Genomic DNA, 19,388 nt, shown 5'->3' with positions numbered 1-19,388 from the left:
GTTTTTTTCCGTTTTCTGATTGGTTCACTCTTTGAAAGTGAGCTAATTTCCAAAAAAGATGATATTTAGTTTAAAATAATTTGGTTTTAAACTTTTAATTTATATTTTTGGCATCCCAAGTCTAATTTTTAACCTGTAGATTACCAATGAATTACAAGATTTTATCGGTTTTGTTGTTTGGATTATTTTCATTTACAACACCATCAAATAATACCACAGACCCTAAAATTATCGCATCCAATAGCAAAGTAACTTTTGAATCAAAAGTGATTTCTTTGTATAATAATTTAGATGCTAAAAATTTTAAACTTCCGCAATTAGAGAGTTTTACCAAGGCTTTAGAGGGTTTTTACCAACTAAAGCAAAAAGGTTTAATTCAAAATGATATCCTTACGCTTGTCGATTTTAGTTTGTCTGCCAATTCCAAAAGAATGTGGGTAATTGACATGAGCACCAACACGGTTTTATATCATTCCTTAGTGGCACACGGAAGAAATTCAGGTGAAGAATTTGCTACCGCTTTTTCCAATAAATCAGAATCATATCAAAGCAGTTTAGGTTTTTACTTAACCGGAGAAACGTATCAAGGAAAGCATGGTCTTTCACTTCGTTTGGATGGTTTGGAAAGAGGAATTAATGACAAAGCTCGCGAAAGAGCGGTTGTGATTCATGGTGCAGATTATGTGTCTGAGCAATTCATCAAACAAAACAAACGTTTAGGAAGAAGTCAAGGTTGTCCAGCGTTGCCGGTAGAATTGAACCAAGAAATTATCAAAACGATAAAAGACAAATCATGTTTGTTTATTTATCATCCGTCAAGAAGTTATAAAGTTGCTTCGAAGTTAATTTCGTAGTTTTTTATACAATTCGGCATCCAAACCGTAAATATCATCTCTAAAAATTAGTAGATTTTTATCGCTCCAAGCTGTCCAATATAAAAGATGCAGGTAAATTGGTTTGGTAAAACTTACATTTTTTGTTTCTGATTCAGCCAACACTTCATCAATTTTTTCTTTATTCCAATTTTCAGGATCATCAAGAAGATATTCGGTTAATTCAAACGGATTTTGAACCCTAACACAGCCTGAACTCAACGAACGATTCTCTCGTTCAAAATATCCTCTTGTGTTCGTGTCATGCAGATAAACTGAAAAGCGATTTGGAAACATAATTTTAACCAATCCGAGCGAATTGAAGCTTCCCGGAGATTGCACATAACGGTACGATCTTCCTTTGGCCGGATTCCAATCATACGGACTCACAACAGTGCTTCCGCTATAAATTGTAATGTTTTTGGAAGCAAAATAACCTCTGTTTTTGGTAGCTGCCGGAATCACGTCTTCTTTTAAAATTGTGGGAGGAACGGTCCAGGTTGGATTAAAAACCACATAACTCAATTTGGAAGACAAAATAGGCGTGCTTCTACTGGCTTTTCCCACAATAATTCGGTGTGTTTTTACCGTATCTTTTTCTTTCACCACCTGCAACGAATAGTCGGGAATGTTGATGATGAGGTATTCTTTTTCAAAATTTCGCGGAAACCATCGCCAGCGTTCCATGTTGGCAATAATTTGTTCTTTTCTTTTTTGTTTGGTAAAATTCAGCGAGGCAATTGTTCCTTTTCCAATTACGCCGTCGGGAGCCAAACCGTGCCGACTTTGGAAATTTTTAACGGCATTAAACGTAGTTTCATCATAAATGTTAGTCAACGAATCCGGTTTTTTCATGTCGTACCAATAGGCAAGTCGTTTTTTTACTTCGATTAACACATCATTTGTATCATTTAGTACAATTTTGTCTTTGATTTCCAGTTTTTTGAAATTTTCATCCGGAAATTGATTGATTATTTTCAAACTGTTTTTTAGTTTTTGATAAACAATATGTTGAGGTTTAACTTCGTTTACCGCAAAATCAAACGAATCTTTTCGCTGAAAATTCAAAAGCAATTGTTGCACATCGATTTTGTTTTCTTTTAAATCCCAATCTTTGTATAATTCTTTAGGGTTTAAAGAACCTTTGGCCGTTTTTTCTACATATTTTTTTAGATTTTGCGTAAGCATCAAATCATATTCAACCAATTCTTTATCAGATAACGATTGAATTGATTTTTCGAGTTTTGTAATTTTTTTTAAATCGAAATCTTTTGAATTTAAACCTTCTTCTTCCACAGTATTCAAAATAGTTAGAAGGGATTCTCGACAATTGAATGCCAACCAAAACGTTCTGTTTTCATTCGATTGATAGAATGTAGCAACAATAGAATCGTTTGTTTTTGAAATGAAAGTTGAATCAATTGCCAATACTTTTCCTTCGTCGGTAATTTCAACAGGAAGAGGTTTTTTGGTGGAATCAGGGTTTTTTTTCTTGTTGCAAGAAATCAAAACGAGTACAAAAAAAAGTAGGTAAAAATGCTTCATAGCAACTAAGAAATCGGGTTCATTTTTTTATACATAACAAAATGAGTGCCAATATCGCCAATTTCAAAAGGATTTCCGTGAACGGAATAGCCTGTTTTTTCATAAAACGGAATGGCGTTTTCGCGGGCGTTGAACCACAATACATTACACTTATATTTTTCTGCATGCAATTCGGCTTCGTGGAGTAATTTTTCGCCGTAGCCTCTTTTTTGATGATGTTTTAAGACTGCCATTCCCCGAATTTGAAACTGCGTTTTTTCTTCAAAGGCTTCGTTTTTGTTTTTAAAAAGTGAAACAACACCAATTAAAGCACAGTTAATATACAAACCAAGATGAATGGTTGACTGCAAATTATCTCCTTCAAAGTGGCAGGTTTCCACCGGTTTTCCTTCCCGAAGAACGGGATGCCGCACAGAATAAGTATCCAAAGCCGTTATTTCTTTTAAAGTAAGCATAATTTTTGTCGTAAAACTTGGAAAACTAAAGGTATAACTTTTTCAGAATAAATTGGTTATAAATTCTGTTAGCTTTTTAATAATTTTTTTGAAAAAAAATTTGCAACAAAGAAAACTATTTGTCTATATTTGCACTCACAAACGCAGTTCATCGAACACCAATGAAAATAAGCCTTTGTGAGATAAATGCGGAAGTAGCTCAGTTGGTAGAGCTCCAGCCTTCCAAGCTGGTTGTCGCGAGTTCGAGCCTCGTCTTCCGCTCTGCTAAAACCTCAAACGAAAGTTTGGGGTTTTTTGTTTATATAAAAATGATTGTTGATTAGCATTTCTTTTCTTAGCGGATAATTAATTTAATGAAAATAAATACCTCAATTAGTTCAAAAAACGCCTGCATTTACTTTTTTAGCATTTTTATCTCGGTTTTTTGCTGGAATTTTTACTTCTGGCGAGCAAAGAGTTATTTTGTATAAATCAACTATTTCTTTTGAAAACAAATTTCTTCCCTAGCACTCATTCGCGTGAGGGATAGCAGCGGAAAGCCCACAGAGAGGAGGCACGACGAACGAGGACTTGCAGCGAATAGCCCGACCCGGAGTTTACGGAGGGGCACGCCCAAGAAAAGATTGTTAGATTGTTGGATTTTTAGATTTTTGAATTGCTTTTTGTAATTGAAATTGATCTTTGCTATTGCCATTGATATTTGAAATTGTCATTGCTATTGAAACTTCCCCATCTCACTCCCACTTTCCACCTCAATCGCTTCCTGATTCTGCCGAAATAATCGTGCGGATAATTCTCCTTTTAACACAATTTGATCTCCTTTTACATCGAGCCAGCTGCCTTCTCGCAAACCAATCACAGGTTGTTGATTGAATTGATGAAATTCTTTGATGCGTGTTTCGCGAGTTTCGCCCATGTGTTTCGACTGCAAATCGGCATCGAAGTAGTGCGGATTCAAATTAAACGGAATGGCTCCCAACGTTTCAAAACTCGGCGGATAAATAATCGGCATGTCGTTGGTGGTTTGCATCGTGAGTCCGCAAATGTTGCTTCCGGCACTGGTTCCCAAATAAGGTGTGCCGTTTTCGATGGCTTTTTTGAGCGTTTGCATTTGGTTGTTTTGGTGGAGTTGCGTAACGAGTAAAAACGTGTTTCCGCCTCCGGTAAAAATACCTTCTGCTTTTTCTATAGCTTCGGTTGGATTATTGAATTCGTTTAGACCTCTCACTTCTTTGTTCAGCAAGGCAAAAAATGTTTTTACTTTTAGCGTATAATCATCATGCGAAATTCCGCCCGGTCTGGCATACGGCACAAAGAGAATAGTTTTGCATTGGGCAAAATGAAGGGTTATTTCGGGTAACAAATAATCGAGATAATTTCCGCCATGTAGGGTAGAAGTGCTGGCAATAAGTAGGTTTTTCATGTGTATTGTTTTTACAAAAATACGCATCGAGGCGATTCAATTTTCATCAGATTAACAAAAAATTACAAAGTTGTTGGGAAATTCTTGGCAAGGATTTGTAATACTTTTACTTTAAATAGCACATGCAACAAAATTATGTTTTCAGATAAGTTTTTATTTTTTTCTCGCAAAGTCGCAAAGACGCGGTGAATGCTTTGCGTTTTTGCGACTTTGCGAGAAAAAAATGATAAGTAACAAAATGAATATGCTTCAAGATTTTGCAGTTGAGTTACGAGTGCTTGAATTTTAACTTTATGACCAAAAATTACTTCTTCCTTTTAATGCTGTTTACCTCGCTAAGCTGGTCGCAAGACACGATTACAAAGGTATGTAAAGGTAAAATTATAACCGATTCTAATCAGTTTCAGGATATTCACATTATTAATCTTAGCACCAAACGAGGTTCTGTTTCTTCTAAAGAAGGATATTTTACGATTCAAGCCAAAAAAGGCGATACATTGGTTTTTTCTGCCGTGCATTTGGTTGGTTTAGAAGTAGTTTTGGATGATGAAAACTGGGAAAATGAGCTGCTCATCATCAAAATGGAAAACGTAACGGAGCAGTTTGATGAAGTGATTGTGCAAGCTTATCCGCATATTAATGCAGTTAGTTTAGGCATCATCCCCAAAGGACAAAAAAGTTATACGCCGGCTGAAAGACGGTATAGTGCTGCTTCCAATTCCAATGCACAATTGGGTTTAAATACTTCTTTTTCTGTAGATCCGATTATTAATATGTTTTCTGGAAGAACGGCAATGCTTAAAAAAGCATTGGAAACGGAAGGAAAAGTAAATTTAATTTCTCGAATCAAAGAGTTGTTTGATGATGCGTTTTTGACTCAAAAATTGTCGCTTCCTTTGGAATATTTGAATGGTTTCCGTTTCTTTATCGTAGAAGATGCTAATTTTATCAATTCAATTAAACGCGATAATAAAAATTTGGCCACTTTTTTGATAGGAGAATTAGCAGAAAAATATAAAAACATCCTGCTCAATGAGCAAAAGTAAAATTGTACTAATCGGTTTTTTGTTTTGGGTTCCGTTGTTGTTTTCGCAAACCATTATCAAAGGGAAAGTGGTGGTGAAAGAGCAATCGGCCGAAGGTATTCATGTGCTTAATTTGGTTTCGGAAAAAGCAGTGATAACCAATGCAAACGGTGAGTTTTCGATTGATGTTAGCGAAGATGATTTACTCGTTTTTTCTGCTGTTCATTTGGATTATTGGCGAAAGAGTATTTCGGCAAAAGACATTAAAAACGGTTTTATTGAAGTGCAAATTACACCAAAAGATATAAAATTAGAAGAAGTTGTTGTAACAGAATATACCAAAATTAATGCTCAGAATTTGGGAATCATTAATTATAAACCGAAAACGTATACACCGGCAGAACGTCGATTGAAAACCGCAACCGATTTAGATCCAACGTTGGGAGCAGGAACAATGGTGGGCGGATCAATTTCGTTGGATCCATTGCTTAATTGGATTTCCGGCAGAACAAAAATGCTAAAGTCAGAACTGGAAGTGGAAAGAAAAGAATTTCTCCGCATCAAATTAGATAATTGGAATCAAAATCTGTTTTATATCAATGAATTGAATATTCCAGAGGAATATGTGGACGGATTCAAATATTTTGTTGTGTATGATGAAGAGTTAACCGGTTATTTGAATTCAAACAGCAAAGTGCTCGGAAATTTCAGAATTACTCAATTAGCAGATGAATTTTTAACCTATTTGAAAGCGGATGAATAGAACTTTATTTTTCTTACTATTTTCGTTTTTTACAACAACTTTTGTTTTGGGTCAAAAGCAGATTCATGGTGTTGTAAAAGTTGAAAACGCTTCCGCAGAAGGCATTCACATCACCAATTTAGTCTCTGAAAAATCAACGGTCACTAATGAAAAAGGCGAGTTTTGGTTAGATGTAAAAGAAGATGATTTACTTGTTTTTTCTGCGGTTCATTTGAATTATTGGCGAAAAAGTATTTCGGAAAACGACATCAAAAATGGCTTTATTGAGGTAATTATGACCACAAAAGAGCAAAAATTAGAAGAAGTAGTCGTGACAGAATACACAAAAATCAATGCTCAAGATTTGGGAATTATTGATTATAAACCAAAAAAATATACGCCGGCAGAAAGACGATTGCGAACCGCCGAAAAATTAAAATGGTATAGTCCGCTTCTAATTCCGTTAGGTGGAATGAGTGTTGACGGGCTTATTAATCAAATCAGCGGAAGAACCAATCAATTAAAAAAAGAGGTTCAAATTGAAAAAAAGGAGTTATTACTAAAAAAGTTGAACGATTGGTATGAAAATGAATTCTACGTCAATCAGCTAACTATTCCTGTAGAATATATAAACGGTTTCAAAGTTTTTGTAGTTTATGATGAAGAATTTATAGACTACCTTAATTCTAATGATACTATTAACGGAAGTTTGCGTATTTCTAAATTAGCAGTTGAATTTTTAACGTACCTTAACACCGATGAATAGATTTTTTTTGTATCTTATAATCTCAATTTTAACCACGGTTTTTAGCTATGGTCAGAAAACAATTTATGGTGTTGTAAAAGTTGAAAACGCTTCTGCGGAAGGAATTCACGTTACCAATTTGGTTTCAGAAAAAGCAGCCATTACCAATGAAAAAGGTGAATTTTGGTTGGATGTAAAAGAAGACGATTTGATTGTTTTTTCTGCTGTTCATTTAAATTATTGGCGAAAAAGTATTTCTTCAACCGACATCAAAAACGGCAAAATAGAAATTGTAATGTCTGCCAAAGTAAGTGAATTAGAAGAAGTGGTGGTAACAGATTATTCCAGAATCAACGCAAAAGATTTAGGGATAATAAATTACACACCCAAAACATATACATCGGCTGAAAGAAGGTTGAGAACCGCTACAACAGGACTTTTAGATCCTTTGTTAAATTGGATGTCAGGTAGAACCAAACAATTGAAAAAGGACATCGGAATTGAAAAAAAGGAATTTATGATTAGTTGGTTAGATGATAATTTTGAAGACACAGATTTCACTAATACATTCAAAATTCCAAAGGAATATGTAGACGGATTCAAATTTTATGTGGTGGAAGATATTGATTTAGCCCAAGCCATACAAGCCAAAAATAAATCACGTGTCACCTTTTTGTTAGGCGAATTGGCACAAGACTTTTTAAACTATTTAAACAATGAAAAATAACAAACTACTACTCTTACTGACTTTACTTTTTGCTCAATTTTCTTTTGCTCAATTGGGTTCAAGAGAAATTATAAAAGGACAAATTATTTCCGAAGCAACAGCAATCGATAATGTTACTGTGTTTAACATTTCATCCAACAAAGGAGCGGTAACCGATAATTTAGGCTTTTTTACGATGTATGCCAGACCATCGGATACGTTGGTTTTTTCGAGTGTGATTTTTAAATCGAAAAAATTGGTTTTAACCGAACACGATTTCAAAGTCATCATTTTAAAAATTAAATTAGAAGAGTTTATCAATGAATTGGATGAAGTTATTGTAACGCCTTCAACCCTTACAGGTAATCTAGAAAAAGATGCCAAAAACATCAAAGTTACCGATAAACAAAGTGCTTTTAACAGCAGCGAAATTTCCGATATGCAAATGGAAAAAGATTTTCAATCTACGCAATTTAACACCGCCATGCCAAGCGATTTGTCGATTCCGTATGGGATGGATTTTGTAAAAATTGGAAAAATGGTTGGCAAACTTTTTGGATATGAAAAAAGTAAAAATCAACCCATTGTTTTCACCTCAAATAAAAATTTCCAAGAAGCAGTGAAAGACAAATTCACCTATCATTTTTTCACAGAAACCTTAGGTTTAAAACAAGAAGAAATTGGTTTGTTTCTCAATTATTGCGACTCCGACCCTAAAGTCAGAAAACTATTGGCAACCGACAAAGAAATCGATTTAATTGATTTTTTAATCAGTAAAAGCAAAGAATACAAAAACCTTCCAAAAGATTAATTCTTACGATGAAAAATAAAAGATTTCTTCTTTTTTTGATTGTATGTTCTCTTGCCATTTCGTCTTTTGAAATGCACAAATTCTATGTTTCGGTCACACAAATTAACTTTGCTCAAGACAAAAAAGCCATTCAAATTACTAGCCGAATTTTTATTGATGATTTGAATAATGCCTTAGAAAAAAAACATAAGAAGAAATTTTACATCGGATCAACCAAAGAATCAGTCGAAGAAATTCAAATTTTGAAGAATTATTTCAGTGAAAATTTTTCAATAAAAGTCAATAGTAAATCAAAACCAACCGTTTATTTAGACAAAGAAATTGAAGATGATGTGATTATCTTATATCACGTTATCCGAGATGTTTCTAAAATTAATTCGTTAGAAATAAAAAACACCACACTTTTTGACTTCCTTCCCGAACAACAACACATCATTCACACCCAAATTTCAGGTAAAAAACTGAGTGCTTTGCTCACTTTTGAAAACCGTGAAGAGTTGTTAAAATATTGATAAATAGTCAACAGCATCCGTAAAATGTTTATTTTAGACGATTCAAAAAAACAAGCATGAAGAAGTTTTTATTTTTGGGTTTGCTTCCAGCATTGTTATTTGCCCAGGAAAAAACCGAAACCAAACGCGAGCCGGGTCATTATGATACCAATAAATTCAGTCAGATGTATGACTTATTGGCAACGCCCAATATGTTCAGAACGGCTTCCGGTGCTCCGGGACCGGCTTACTATCAACAGCAAGCCGACTATAAAATGGACATCGTTCTAGATGATAAAAACAAACGTTTAGACGGTGTTGAAACCATTACCTATCACAACAATTCTCCAGATGAATTAGAATATTTATGGGTTCAATTAGACCAAAATATGCGTTCTCGTCAATCGAAAACACCATTAATCGAAAGCCAAAAAATGGACGGTTCTATTCCTGTGGATGGTTTTGTGAAAAAATATATGAATGAAGGTTTCGATGGCGGTTTCAACATCGATTATGTACATGATGAGGCAGGAAAACCACTTTCGCATACCTTCAATCAAACGATGATGCGAATTAATTTGCCAACACCTTTAAAACCAAATCAAAAAGTTTCTTTCTCTATCAAGTGGTGGTACAACATCAATAATTATAGAGTAGATGGCGGTCGTTCAGGCTACGAAGAATTTGAAAAAGACGGTAACAGATTGTACGTTATTGCTCAATTTTTCCCAAGAATGGCGGTTTATAATGATGTAGAAGGTTGGCAAAATATGCAATTTTGGGGTCGCGGCGAGTTTGCTCTTCCTTTCGGAAATTATGACGTTAACATCACGGTTCCTGCCGATCACGTGCTAGAAGCAACCGGCGTTTTACTCAACCGAAAAGATGTTTTTACATCCGAACAAATCAAACGCTACGAACAAGCTGAAAAAACATTTGATAAGCCGGTTTTAATCATCACACCGGACGAAGCAAAAGCCAATGAAAAAGGTTTTTCTACCAAAACAAAAACGTGGAAATTTAGGGCAGAAAACGTGCGTGATTACGCCTTTTCAACATCTCGAAAATTCATTTATGATGCGATGGCGGTGAAATTGGATACCAAAAATGTGATGGCGATTTCACTTTATCCAAACGAAAGTAATCCGTTATGGGAAGAATTTTCAACTCGTGCAGTTGCTCAAACCTTGATTACGTATTCACGTCACACATTCGATTATCCGTACCACAAAGCCATTTCTATTTCTGCCGAAGATCAAGGAATGGAATACCCAATGATTTGTTGGAATTACGGTCGTCCCGATGCCAACGGATTTGTGTCAGACCGTATCAAATACGGAATGATTAGCGTAATTATCCACGAAATCGGACACAATTATTTCCCAATGATTGTCAATTCCGACGAACGTCAATGGTCTTGGATGGATGAAGGTTTGGATACATTTTTGCAATATTTAGCCGAACAGGATTTTATCGAAAATTACCCATCAAGTCGCGGTCCGGCGAGCAAAATAGTTCCTTATATGAGTGGCGACCAACGGTTTTTAGAACCAATTATGTCCAACTCTGAAGGCATTCACCAATTTGGAGCCAACGCTTATTCCAAACCTGCAACCGGATTAAATATTTTGCGTGAAACCATTATGGGTCGCGAGTTGTTTGACCACGCTTTTAAAACCTATGCCAACCGTTGGAAATTCAAACATCCAACTCCGGAAGATTTCTTCAGAACGATGGAAGACGCTTCTGCCGTTGATTTAGATTGGTTTTGGAGAGGCTGGTTTTTCTCCACCGATTACGTCGATATCGGCATCAAAGAAGTCAAACAATTTTTCGTGACCGATGAACCAACGGCCGAATTGAAAGACGTAAAAGCCCGCAGAGGTCGTTTCGGAACTGCGACCGGACCTTACGTTTATTTGGTCGAATCTAATCATAAAGAACTCAAAAGTAATCGTAAAAAAGCATTAGCAAACGAAGATATTAGTTCGCTAAACGACTTTATTTCAACCAAGTTCTCAGCCGAAGAAAAAGCAAAATTAAAATCGCCAAAATATTTCTACGAAGTAGAATTTGATAAACCGGGCGGAATGATAATGCCAATTATCGTTGAGTTACAATTTGAAGACGGAACATCAGAAACACATCACTTTCCTGCACAAATTTGGCGAAAAAGCAATCAAACGGCTACTCGTGTTTTTGCAACAGAAAAGCCAATCAAAAAAATTCAACTCGATCCAAAACTGGAAACAGCCGATATTGATGTTACCAACAATACATGGCCAAAAGAAGCAGTAAAATCAAAATTTGACGAATTAGATAAATCAAAATAAGAAGCTAATCCTGCTATCCGCTTCAATCTTTCAGCAAAAAAAGTTATTTTCTAAAACCCAAAAAGAGCTTCCGTTGGTCGCTTTTTTGGGTTAAGAAAAATATACTTTTTTTCGCTTCAAGGATTTCCGCTACTATCAGGGCTAAAAAATCTTCGTACATTTGTAGTCAAAATAACAATAGTATTATGTTTGGAATAGGAGGAGGAGAATTCATACTCATCATATTAGTGGTACTCATGCTTTTCGGATCCGATAAAATTCCCGAAATAGCCAGAACATTGGGCAAAATGTTTCGTCAATTGAAACACGCCACCGATGATATTAAAAGCGAAATCCAAAAAAGTGCCGAAGCTAACGGAATAGATACCAATAGCCTTACCGGCGGAATTTCGGAAGAAATTGATAAAGTAAAACAAAGTTTTAACGATACTGTCGATTCTACTACTGGAGTCGATACCAACTTTACAACTGAAATAGAAAAAGTAAAAGAAGACATCGAAGAAATCACCGGACCCATCAAAAGACAATTTTAACCTTGGAAGAACTCATTCAACTCGACAAAGATTTATTTCTTTTTCTCAATAATTTAGGCTCAGAGCAATGGGACAGATTTTGGTTAATCATTACCAAACAAATCTATTGGTCGCCCATATTTATTTTTGTTTTCTACTTTATCATCAAAAAAATCGGTTGGAAACAATTCGGAGTTTTAGTGCTTTTTTTGGCGGCTTTAATTACATTCACAGATCAATTAACTAATCTTGCAAAATTTAGTTTTGAACGTTTACGGCCTTGTAACGACCCTAGTTTAGATGGGCAAATGAGAGAAGTGTTAATTCGCAAGTCATTTGGCTATTTTTCCGGGCATGCTTCCAATTCGATGGCAACAACAACTTTTATTTTCTTATTATTTAGAAAACACTTCAAATACATATTTTTGTTATTCCTCTTTCCGTTAATTTTTGCCTATAGTCGCATTTATCTTGGTTTGCATTTTCCGGGTGATATTTTAACAGGATACCTTTTTGGAATGTTTTTAGGAACTTTATTTTATCGATTTTATAAAATAATCCAGCCCAAATATTTTCCTGCTTCTTAAAGTACCCGACTCACCGTCAACCCATCTCGAATAGGCAACAACACCGATTCCACTCTTGGGTCATTGTTCAATCGTTGGTTATATTCCAATAAAATTTTAGTACTCAAATCGCCTTCTTTCAAAGGTTCAACTACCTTTCCGGACCACAACACATTATCCGATAAAATGATGCCACCTTTGCTCATTTTCGGAACTATTAATTCATAATAGTTGAGGTAATTTTCTTTATCCGCATCAATAAAAACTAAATCAAATTCCGTGTCTAAAGTTGGAATAATATCCACAGCTTCACCCAAATGTTGCACAATTTGATTACCCCAAGGCGATTTATCAAAATATTTCCGTTGAAAATCAACTAATTCTTCTTTAATATCAATGGTATGAACGATGGCGTTTTCTTGCATTCCTTCACATAAACATAAGGTAGCATAACCAGTATAAGTGCCGATTTCCAAAATAGAAGTTGGCCGAATTAATTTGGATAACATACTCAAAACCCGTCCCTGAAAATGACCACTCAACATCCGTGGCAATAAAATTTTCTGATACGTTTCTTTATTTAATTGTGCCAATAATGCCGGTTCATCTTGCGAATGAGCCGCGACGTAATCTTCTAAATCTTCGGAAAGGAAATGCATAATTATTTACTTTTTTCTGGATTGTGGCGTGAATTAAACACCCGAATTATAAAAATGGTATGATTTGAAAATCGATAAAGTAGTTTGAAATTGTCAACAATGATTCTTCTGCAATCATTTCGATATTCATCAATTTGAAATTGTTCTGCAAAAGTAATCTCTTTTGGAGCATTAATTAATCTAATCATCAATGATTTGGAAATATTGTTTTTTATTTTGTTCAAATCATTACGAGAATTCAAAGTCCAAAAAATCGAATAGTTATTCATTATACCAACTTTCAATTTCTTTTTCTAACTTTTCTTGACTTATTACTCTGTTGTTTTTAATGTCGTTTAGACCTTCTTCAACTTTGTTATTATAATCTAAGAGATTTAATGCTTTTCCATCTGCATCATAACCAATGATTTTGTTTTCGGTTTCAGAGAGTATTTTCTCAGTTGGTTCTTCCACTAAAGATAATGGAGGTTCAGAAGTTTCAAACTTATTTTCAATAATTTTTTGGATTGTAAGCAAGACGGTTTTATCTTCTTCTTTGAGAATAAGGCGTATAATTTCTAATTTAAGTTCATTTATATTCATTACAAAAAAAGTTTATATATCAAAAATACAAAACAAAATTATACAAATCAGTTTTCTAAATTTAATCTTTTTTCTAATTGTTCAATTCTTTTTATCATATTTTCTAGAATACCTTCGGGCATTGAATTGTTTAAAACTTCAATTTTACCAACAATTATATTATTATTTTCATTCTTTTTAAAAATAAATTTTTCTTTATCACTATCTAAGAAATAATCAAAACCAACATTGAAAACTTCACAAATTTTTTGCATAACAATAAAATCAGGAATCGTTTTACCTACTTCAAAATTTGATACAGAAGTTTGAGCAATTTGTAGATTATCTGCTAATTCTTCTTGACTCATTTTATTTTTTATTCGTAGTTTTCTAATTTTTGTACCTACATTCATAAGTTTTATTATTTTATTGCTCAAAAATAGCAATTATTTGTTTGATTTTATTAATATTATGATGAGGTGAAATTCAATTCGTAATTAATTTAGCTCTATATATATTTATTAACACAAAATTATTTACATTATGAGAAAAGCAGAGCTTAATTTAGATTTGAGAAAATCAGAAAAAAATCAGTGTTTTTGGAATGCAATATTTCAAAAACCGAAATGTTTATTTGGTATAAATATGACATCAATAGTTTTATATATGTCATTTTCATTCTTTATAATTGGTTGTAGTACTGAAGATAACATGTCTTACAGTGAAGATGCTAAAATTGATTCATGGGTAAAATCAAATAAATCAAAATTTGATGATATAAATCTCAAGGATATTTCAGGTTACATCGGAGAGGAGCAAAGAGCTATTTTTAGATTTATTGATGAAGATAATAGAAAATCAATTTGGATTGAAAAATTTGAATTACTAAAAATAAATAATCCAAATCAAAAAGATATATTTGAAAAAGTTTTTAATCATATAAGTAAGATGAAATTTGACAAGTCACTTTCAAATGATGATTTTATTTTTTTTAACAATATTATTGAAGAAGGACGTCAAAGATTTAATTGGTCTGATGAATTTATAGGAATTACTTTTTGTTCGTTTGAGTTTTATAATTCTGATTCTGAATATAATATTCATTCTACAGCAAGAGACGTTTTAACTCATAATCATGATGATGGATCTAATGGAGGGGGCGGACTGCCAGTGTGTAATTGTAAGTGGGGAGGTATGTTTGCTTGTGGACCAAACACCTGTAGTAAAGGTAACTGCAGAGACGATAATCAAAAAGGATGTGGGTTTTTATTGTTGGAAGATTGTACTGGTAAATGCAGATAAAAAAAACAGCGTCTTTTCCAAAAATGAACTTTTTGGAAAAGACGTTTTTAAATTGAATTTAATGAAATATTTTCTATACATAGTTCTTGTTTTTTCTAATCAAACTTTAATTGGTTTAATTAATCCATATTATAGTTTTTATTTGCCTACTTTTCAAATAGCTGTTTTTTTTATAACTCTTGCTTACCTTAAATTTGGAATTAATTTAAATAAATATTTTATGTATTTTTCATATTCATTTATTTTAATCTTATTCCATATTTTTAATTTAGTTGATTTTCAAAAAATTTTGTTTTTTATTGTGCTTACACCTATTACAATATATCTTGCTCATCGATTTTATAAAAGTTCATTATTAAAAAAAGCAATCACTCTCATTGTTGTGTTTATTTATTCTTGGTTTTCGGCAACTATTTTAATGAGTAATATTTTTTCATACAATAATTATAAAAAAAATTATGAAAAAGATATCGCAATCAACTTTTATGATTCAAATAAAGAGGTTATTGAATTTGATAAAAATAAAATCTATGTATTAGATTTTTGGACAACAAGTTGTGGTATTTGTATCGAAAAATTTCCTGATTTTGATAAACTAAAGAAAAAGTATGCTTCTAACAATAATTTAGAGTTTTATACTGTAAATGTTTCTTTAAAGAATGATGATATTGAGAGAACAAAATCATTTATTGAAAATAAAAAATACTCTTTTCATAATTTATACCTACTTTCAAGTGCTGATGCAATTAAGATTAATGTTTTTGAGTATCCAACAATAATAATAGTTAAGAACAACAAAATAGTTTATAATGGTTATCCCAGTTATGATCGAACTGTTGTTTTTAATAACATAAATGATGTTATTGATGGTTTTGTTCATTAATATAATTGATAAAAAATAAAAAGTCATCTCTTTTTTTATTGGCAAAAGTTTTAAGATTTCAATTTATTTATAGCATTAAAGCTTATATTGAATTGAAAACCTTTTAAATTTGCACCATGAATACCACCAAAAAAGACATTCGGGCATTGACCAAAATACAACTACGGGATTTTTTTGTAGCTAACGGCGACAAAGCTTTCCGTGGCAATCAAGTGTATGAATGGTTGTGGAGCAAAAAAGTATATTCTTTTGAAGATATGACAAATGTTTCCAAAGAAACCCGTCAAATGTTGGAAGATAATTTTGTCATTAACCACATCAAAGTAGATCAAATGCAACGCAGCGAAGACGGAACTGTGAAAAACGCCGTTCGTTTGTATGATGGCTTGGTGGTTGAAAGCGTTTTGATTCCCACCGCAACCAGAACCACCGCTTGTGTTTCCAGTCAAGTAGGTTGTAGTTTAGATTGTAATTTTTGTGCCACCGCTCGTTTAAAGCGAATGCGAAATTTAAATCCCGACGAAATTTACGATCAAGTGGTTGCCATCGATAACGAAAGTCGTTTGTATTTTGATCGACCGCTTTCTAACATCGTTTTTATGGGAATGGGCGAACCATTGATGAATTATAACAACGTCATCAAAGCCATTGAAATGATTACTTCGCCGGAAGGATTAGGAATGTCGCCAAAACGAATCACACTTTCTACTTCGGGGATTCCTAAAATGATTAAAAAAATGGCCGATGAAGAAGTCAAATTCAAATTAGCCGTTTCGCTTCATTCTGCAATTGATGAAATTCGTGCTGAAATTATGCCTTTTTCCAAAAGTTTTCCGCTGAAAGAATTGCGTGAAAGTTTAGAATATTGGTATCAAAAAACTAAAAGCAAAATCACTTATGAATATGTGGTTTGGAAAGGAATCAACGACGATAAAAAATCGATTGATGCATTGGTGAAATTCTGTAAATATGTGCCGTGTAAAGTCAATTTAATCGAATACAATCCAATTGATGACGGGATGTTTCAACAAGCTTCGGATGCTGCTTTGGACGAATATGTGAAAGCATTAGACAAAATTGGCGTGATTGCCAAAGTTCGAAAAAGTCGCGGAAAAGACATTGATGCCGCTTGTGGTCAGTTGGCGAATAAAAATGAAGCCGTATCTGAATAATTCCAGTTGTGATTTTCTAACTTTCTAACTATCTTTGAACTTTCATGAAAATCACCGAACAAATTAAGCAACCCATCATCAAAGAGATGGAACTTTTTGAAAAAAAGTTCTACGATTCGATGTCTTCCAAAGTGGCGTTGCTCAACCGAATCACCTATTATATCGTGAACCGAAAAGGAAAACAAATGCGTCCGATGTTTGTTTTCTTAACCGCCAAAATGGTTTCCGAAGGTTTAATAAACGAACGAACCTATCGGGGTGCTTCGGTTATCGAATTAATTCACACCGCCACATTAGTGCATGATGACGTGGTGGACGACAGCAATCGCCGTCGTGGATTTTTCTCCATTAATGCGTTATGGAAAAACAAAATCGCTGTTTTAGTGGGCGATTTTTTACTATCTAAAGGATTACTGCTTTCGATTGATAACAATGATTTTGATTTATTGAAAATCATTTCAGTTGCCGTTCGTGAAATGAGTGAGGGTGAATTACTTCAAATCGAGAAAGCCCGAAGATTAGATATTACCGAAGACGTTTACTACGAAATCATCCGTCAAAAAACAGCTACGTTAATTGCGGCTTGTTGTTCGCTCGGAGCATGTTCTGTTTTGCCCGAAAATCAGGAAATCGTAGAACGAATGCGAAAATTTGGGGAACTTATCGGAATGGCATTTCAAATTAAAGATGACTTGTTTGACTATACCGACGATGCCATCGGAAAACCCACCGGAATTGACATCAAAGAGCAAAAAATGACATTGCCGTTGATTTATACTTTAAATAATTGTACGCCAAAAGAAAAAAGTTGGCTTATCAATTCCGTTAAAAACCACAACAAAGACAAGAAAAGAGTAAAAGAGGTAATCAATTTTGTGAAACAAAGCAACGGACTGGTTTATGCAGAAGAAAAAATGATTACTTACCAACAAGAAGCTCTCCAGTTATTGAATCACTTTCCAACATCACCTTATAAAGATGCTTTGATTTTGATGGTGAATTATGTTATTGAGAGGAAGAAGTAGTGTTCAGTTGGCAGTTTTAGTTGACAGTCACAGTCGCAGTTTGCAGTCACAGTTTGCAATCGTAGTTTTGTCATTTCGCAAGATGACGAAGTCGAAATAGAAATCTCCTGCGAAGCAGGCAAAACTATTTTTACAATAAGTGCTAATTATATTTAATTAATTTTAAACTATTGATTTTTAATTTGTTGCAACTTTTTTCATTTTTTTTTCAAAACCCATGCAACTAAATTCAAACTTCATTCGTCTATGTAAATAGAACACTAATTAATCTGTAAAGCCTGAAAACTGCGACTGAAAACCGCGACTGATTTTGTAAAAATGAAAGTAATCAACTTACATCAAGACGAGAAAAACACAATCCGATTAGCTGTCGAAAATAACCGGCATGCTCAACATCAGATTTACACAAAATTTTCGCCAAAAATGTTGGGCGTTTGCAGACAATACATCAAAGATTTGCAGCAAGCAGAAGATGTCATGATTACCGCTTTTATGAAAGTTTTTTCAAGTTTAAAAAATTTTGAGCACAAAGGCAGTTTTGAAGGTTGGATTAGACGAATTATGATTAATGAATGCATTTCGTTTATCAGGGTTCAAAAGCAAGTGAAATTTATAGAAGATGAAACTTTTTTTGAAGAAAGACATAACGACATCGAAAGCAAATTTTCAGTTGATGATATTCAGTTTCTCATCGATAGTTTACCGGATGGATATAAAATGATTTTTAATCTTTACGCCATCGAAGGTTACAAACATCAAGAAATTGCCGAAATGTTGGGAATTAATGAAGGAACATCAAAATCGCAATTGTCACACGCCAGAAAGATGCTTCAAAATCAGATTAACAGATTAAAAAATTATGACAATGGAACCGAATAACATAGATAAACAAATCAAAGAAAAGTTGAATCAACGAGAAATTCAACCTTCGTCAAATGCTTGGGATCGTTTGGATGCTATGCTTTCGGTAGAAGAACAAAAACCAAAAAGAAGTTATAAATGGCTTTCTATTGCGGCAGTTTTTGTTGGATTTACGATGTTTGGAATTTTTATGATGAACAAAGAAAATTCAACTGAAAATGTAATTCCAACCAACCAAATTGTTTTGGAAAATGAAACTAAATTGATTGAAAATGAGTCAACTCCTGAAATAGAAAATTACTTACCAGAAGTAAAAGAAAATGAAGCAGTCGTTCATCAATCAACAAAAAAAATAGAAAAACCATCCGCTGAAATAGATCCTAAAAAAGATTTTTTATTGGATAATCATTCAAAAAAAGAAGAAACAATTGTTGAAAATCAACCCAAAATATCTACTCCTAAATATATCAATGCCGAATCACTTTTAGCCGAAATTGAAACCGGAGAAAAGATTGAAATTCCAAACATTTCAAAAAAACCATCCGTAAAAGTTGATGCAAATGCGTTGCTTTCTTCGGCAGAAAAAGAAGTAGATGAAACATTTAGAGATAAAGTTATTCAATCGATTAATAAAAAATACAATTCGGTAAAGTCAACCTTGGCCAATCGAAATTACGAGTAAAAACAATCAAATCACGA

Annotated in this window: 23 protein-coding genes and 1 tRNA gene; 17 read left to right on the top strand and 7 right to left on the bottom strand. The window is 33.6% G+C overall.

Annotated features, from left to right (window positions below; translation table 11 throughout):
• Positions 1-146 precede the first annotated feature (146 nt).
• A complete protein-coding gene (locus tag M0M57_RS03910; RefSeq protein ID WP_248435565.1) occupies positions 147-854 on the top strand; it encodes a murein L,D-transpeptidase catalytic domain family protein in 708 nt (235 codons plus the stop codon).
• Here the strand turns inward: M0M57_RS03910 and M0M57_RS03905 are convergent.
• Positions 843-2,417: a L,D-transpeptidase family protein gene (locus M0M57_RS03905; RefSeq protein ID WP_248435563.1), complete on the bottom strand. Its 1,575-nt coding sequence runs from the start codon at positions 2,415-2,417 to the stop codon at positions 843-845. The genes M0M57_RS03910 and M0M57_RS03905 overlap by 12 nt on opposite strands.
• Positions 2,418-2,422: 5 nt before the next feature.
• A complete protein-coding gene (locus M0M57_RS03900) occupies positions 2,423-2,872 on the bottom strand; it encodes a GNAT family N-acetyltransferase (RefSeq protein ID WP_248435561.1) in 450 nt (149 codons plus the stop codon).
• A gap of 188 nt (positions 2,873-3,060) precedes the next feature.
• Between M0M57_RS03900 and M0M57_RS03895 the strand changes: the two genes are divergently transcribed.
• Positions 3,061-3,133: transfer RNA gene (locus M0M57_RS03895), tRNA-Gly, on the top strand.
• 454 nt (positions 3,134-3,587) lie between these two features.
• Here M0M57_RS03895 and pepE read toward each other — a convergent pair.
• Positions 3,588-4,295: a dipeptidase PepE gene (gene pepE / locus M0M57_RS03890; RefSeq protein WP_248435559.1), complete on the bottom strand. Its 708-nt coding sequence runs from the start codon at positions 4,293-4,295 to the stop codon at positions 3,588-3,590.
• A gap of 293 nt (positions 4,296-4,588) precedes the next feature.
• Between pepE and M0M57_RS03885 the strand changes: the two genes are divergently transcribed.
• The 9 genes from M0M57_RS03885 (at position 4,589) to M0M57_RS03845 (ending at position 12,247) form a co-directional block, all read left to right on the top strand.
• Positions 4,589-5,341, top strand: coding sequence for a carboxypeptidase-like regulatory domain-containing protein (locus tag M0M57_RS03885; protein WP_248435557.1), 753 nt, complete (start codon positions 4,589-4,591; stop codon positions 5,339-5,341).
• On the top strand, positions 5,328-6,083 hold the full coding sequence (locus tag M0M57_RS03880; RefSeq protein WP_248435555.1) for a carboxypeptidase-like regulatory domain-containing protein: 756 nt from the start codon (positions 5,328-5,330) through the stop codon (positions 6,081-6,083). The genes M0M57_RS03885 and M0M57_RS03880 overlap by 14 nt, the downstream gene beginning before the upstream one ends.
• On the top strand, positions 6,076-6,828 hold the full coding sequence (locus M0M57_RS03875) for a hypothetical protein (protein WP_248435553.1): 753 nt from the start codon (positions 6,076-6,078) through the stop codon (positions 6,826-6,828). The genes M0M57_RS03880 and M0M57_RS03875 overlap by 8 nt, the downstream gene beginning before the upstream one ends.
• On the top strand, positions 6,821-7,534 hold the full coding sequence (locus M0M57_RS03870) for a hypothetical protein (protein ID WP_248435552.1): 714 nt from the start codon (positions 6,821-6,823) through the stop codon (positions 7,532-7,534). Before M0M57_RS03875 ends, M0M57_RS03870 begins: the two co-directional genes overlap by 8 nt.
• Positions 7,524-8,324 (top strand): carboxypeptidase-like regulatory domain-containing protein, encoded by an 801-nt coding sequence (locus M0M57_RS03865; RefSeq protein WP_248435550.1) that lies wholly within the window; start codon positions 7,524-7,526, stop codon positions 8,322-8,324. The genes M0M57_RS03870 and M0M57_RS03865 overlap by 11 nt, the downstream gene beginning before the upstream one ends.
• A gap of 8 nt (positions 8,325-8,332) precedes the next feature.
• Complete coding sequence (locus M0M57_RS03860) at positions 8,333-8,836, top strand: DUF6702 family protein (RefSeq protein WP_248435547.1); 504 nt, start codon at positions 8,333-8,335, stop codon at positions 8,834-8,836.
• 56 nt (positions 8,837-8,892) lie between these two features.
• Positions 8,893-11,148 (top strand): M1 family metallopeptidase, encoded by a 2,256-nt coding sequence (locus tag M0M57_RS03855; protein WP_248435545.1) that lies wholly within the window; start codon positions 8,893-8,895, stop codon positions 11,146-11,148.
• Positions 11,149-11,333: 185 nt separating this feature from the next.
• The gene (locus M0M57_RS03850; RefSeq protein WP_248435543.1) at positions 11,334-11,681 is read left to right on the top strand and encodes a Sec-independent protein translocase subunit TatA/TatB; all 348 of its coding nucleotides are present in this window, start codon (positions 11,334-11,336) and stop codon (positions 11,679-11,681) included.
• Positions 11,682-11,683: 2 nt separating this feature from the next.
• Positions 11,684-12,247 (top strand): phosphatase PAP2 family protein, encoded by a 564-nt coding sequence (locus tag M0M57_RS03845; RefSeq protein WP_248435542.1) that lies wholly within the window; start codon positions 11,684-11,686, stop codon positions 12,245-12,247.
• Here the strand turns inward: M0M57_RS03845 and M0M57_RS03840 are convergent.
• The 4 genes from M0M57_RS03840 to M0M57_RS03825 are packed head-to-tail and all read right to left on the bottom strand — an operon-like array spanning position 12,244 to position 13,883.
• Positions 12,244-12,885, bottom strand: a complete 642-nt coding sequence (locus M0M57_RS03840; protein ID WP_248435540.1) for an O-methyltransferase — start codon at positions 12,883-12,885, stop codon at positions 12,244-12,246. The genes M0M57_RS03845 and M0M57_RS03840 overlap by 4 nt on opposite strands.
• A gap of 2 nt (positions 12,886-12,887) precedes the next feature.
• Positions 12,888-13,154 carry a hypothetical protein gene (locus M0M57_RS03835; protein ID WP_248435539.1) on the bottom strand — a complete coding sequence of 89 codons (267 nt, stop codon included), beginning with the start codon at positions 13,152-13,154 and terminating at the stop codon, positions 12,888-12,890.
• Positions 13,147-13,467: a hypothetical protein gene (locus M0M57_RS03830; RefSeq protein ID WP_248435537.1), complete on the bottom strand. Its 321-nt coding sequence runs from the start codon at positions 13,465-13,467 to the stop codon at positions 13,147-13,149. Before M0M57_RS03830 ends, M0M57_RS03835 begins: the two co-directional genes overlap by 8 nt.
• Positions 13,468-13,514: 47 nt before the next feature.
• Positions 13,515-13,883: a helix-turn-helix domain-containing protein gene (locus tag M0M57_RS03825; protein ID WP_248435535.1), complete on the bottom strand. Its 369-nt coding sequence runs from the start codon at positions 13,881-13,883 to the stop codon at positions 13,515-13,517.
• A gap of 106 nt (positions 13,884-13,989) precedes the next feature.
• On the opposite strand from M0M57_RS03825, the gene M0M57_RS03820 reads away from it, so the two are divergent.
• The 6 genes from M0M57_RS03820 (at position 13,990) to M0M57_RS03795 (ending at position 19,371) form a co-directional block, all read left to right on the top strand.
• The gene (locus M0M57_RS03820; RefSeq protein WP_248435533.1) at positions 13,990-14,748 is read left to right on the top strand and encodes a bacteriocin fulvocin C-related protein; all 759 of its coding nucleotides are present in this window, start codon (positions 13,990-13,992) and stop codon (positions 14,746-14,748) included.
• Between the two features lie 61 nt (positions 14,749-14,809).
• Positions 14,810-15,631 (top strand): TlpA family protein disulfide reductase, encoded by an 822-nt coding sequence (locus tag M0M57_RS03815; RefSeq protein WP_248435532.1) that lies wholly within the window; start codon positions 14,810-14,812, stop codon positions 15,629-15,631.
• A 116-nt stretch (positions 15,632-15,747) separates the two neighbouring features.
• Positions 15,748-16,803: a 23S rRNA (adenine(2503)-C(2))-methyltransferase RlmN gene (rlmN, locus tag M0M57_RS03810; RefSeq protein ID WP_248435530.1), complete on the top strand. Its 1,056-nt coding sequence runs from the start codon at positions 15,748-15,750 to the stop codon at positions 16,801-16,803.
• Positions 16,804-16,847: 44 nt separating this feature from the next.
• Positions 16,848-17,828, top strand: coding sequence for a polyprenyl synthetase family protein (locus tag M0M57_RS03805; protein ID WP_248435528.1), 981 nt, complete (start codon positions 16,848-16,850; stop codon positions 17,826-17,828).
• Between the two features lie 318 nt (positions 17,829-18,146).
• Positions 18,147-18,707, top strand: coding sequence for an RNA polymerase sigma factor (locus tag M0M57_RS03800; RefSeq protein ID WP_248435526.1), 561 nt, complete (start codon positions 18,147-18,149; stop codon positions 18,705-18,707).
• Positions 18,694-19,371: a hypothetical protein gene (locus M0M57_RS03795; RefSeq protein WP_248435524.1), complete on the top strand. Its 678-nt coding sequence runs from the start codon at positions 18,694-18,696 to the stop codon at positions 19,369-19,371. Before M0M57_RS03800 ends, M0M57_RS03795 begins: the two co-directional genes overlap by 14 nt.
• Positions 19,372-19,388: the final 17 nt, after the last annotated feature.

Origin of the sequence: Flavobacterium azooxidireducens, assembly GCF_023195775.1 — a bacterium.
GTDB classification, from domain to species: Bacteria; Bacteroidota; Bacteroidia; order Flavobacteriales; family Flavobacteriaceae; genus Flavobacterium; species Flavobacterium azooxidireducens.
Note: the sequence above shows the minus strand (reverse complement) of the source record. Positions and strands in the feature narration are given on the sequence as shown.

What these genes read in the sequence shown, in the direction of transcription:
- M0M57_RS03885 (WP_248435557.1), top strand. Translation starts at nt 4,589, where the DNA reads ATGACCAAAAATTACTTCTTCCTTTTAATGCTGTTTACCTCGCTAAGC.
- M0M57_RS03795 (WP_248435524.1), top strand. Translation starts at nt 18,694, where the DNA reads ATGGAACCGAATAACATAGATAAACAAATCAAAGAAAAGTTGAATCAA.
- M0M57_RS03875 (WP_248435553.1), top strand. Translation starts at nt 6,076, where the DNA reads ATGAATAGAACTTTATTTTTCTTACTATTTTCGTTTTTTACAACAACT.
- M0M57_RS03805 (WP_248435528.1), top strand. Translation starts at nt 16,848, where the DNA reads ATGAAAATCACCGAACAAATTAAGCAACCCATCATCAAAGAGATGGAA.
- M0M57_RS03910 (WP_248435565.1), top strand. Translation starts at nt 147, where the DNA reads ATGAATTACAAGATTTTATCGGTTTTGTTGTTTGGATTATTTTCATTT.
- pepE (WP_248435559.1), bottom strand. Translation starts at nt 4,295, where the DNA reads ATGAAAAACCTACTTATTGCCAGCACTTCTACCCTACATGGCGGAAAT.
- M0M57_RS03820 (WP_248435533.1), top strand. Translation starts at nt 13,990, where the DNA reads ATGAGAAAAGCAGAGCTTAATTTAGATTTGAGAAAATCAGAAAAAAAT.
- M0M57_RS03830 (WP_248435537.1), bottom strand. Translation starts at nt 13,467, where the DNA reads ATGAATATAAATGAACTTAAATTAGAAATTATACGCCTTATTCTCAAA.
- M0M57_RS03865 (WP_248435550.1), top strand. Translation starts at nt 7,524, where the DNA reads ATGAAAAATAACAAACTACTACTCTTACTGACTTTACTTTTTGCTCAA.
- M0M57_RS03815 (WP_248435532.1), top strand. Translation starts at nt 14,810, where the DNA reads ATGAAATATTTTCTATACATAGTTCTTGTTTTTTCTAATCAAACTTTA.
- M0M57_RS03800 (WP_248435526.1), top strand. Translation starts at nt 18,147, where the DNA reads ATGAAAGTAATCAACTTACATCAAGACGAGAAAAACACAATCCGATTA.
- M0M57_RS03855 (WP_248435545.1), top strand. Translation starts at nt 8,893, where the DNA reads ATGAAGAAGTTTTTATTTTTGGGTTTGCTTCCAGCATTGTTATTTGCC.
- M0M57_RS03900 (WP_248435561.1), bottom strand. Translation starts at nt 2,872, where the DNA reads ATGCTTACTTTAAAAGAAATAACGGCTTTGGATACTTATTCTGTGCGG.
- M0M57_RS03870 (WP_248435552.1), top strand. Translation starts at nt 6,821, where the DNA reads ATGAATAGATTTTTTTTGTATCTTATAATCTCAATTTTAACCACGGTT.
- M0M57_RS03840 (WP_248435540.1), bottom strand. Translation starts at nt 12,885, where the DNA reads ATGCATTTCCTTTCCGAAGATTTAGAAGATTACGTCGCGGCTCATTCG.
- M0M57_RS03905 (WP_248435563.1), bottom strand. Translation starts at nt 2,417, where the DNA reads ATGAAGCATTTTTACCTACTTTTTTTTGTACTCGTTTTGATTTCTTGC.
- M0M57_RS03835 (WP_248435539.1), bottom strand. Translation starts at nt 13,154, where the DNA reads ATGAATAACTATTCGATTTTTTGGACTTTGAATTCTCGTAATGATTTG.
- M0M57_RS03880 (WP_248435555.1), top strand. Translation starts at nt 5,328, where the DNA reads ATGAGCAAAAGTAAAATTGTACTAATCGGTTTTTTGTTTTGGGTTCCG.
- M0M57_RS03850 (WP_248435543.1), top strand. Translation starts at nt 11,334, where the DNA reads ATGTTTGGAATAGGAGGAGGAGAATTCATACTCATCATATTAGTGGTA.
- M0M57_RS03860 (WP_248435547.1), top strand. Translation starts at nt 8,333, where the DNA reads ATGAAAAATAAAAGATTTCTTCTTTTTTTGATTGTATGTTCTCTTGCC.
- rlmN (WP_248435530.1), top strand. Translation starts at nt 15,748, where the DNA reads ATGAATACCACCAAAAAAGACATTCGGGCATTGACCAAAATACAACTA.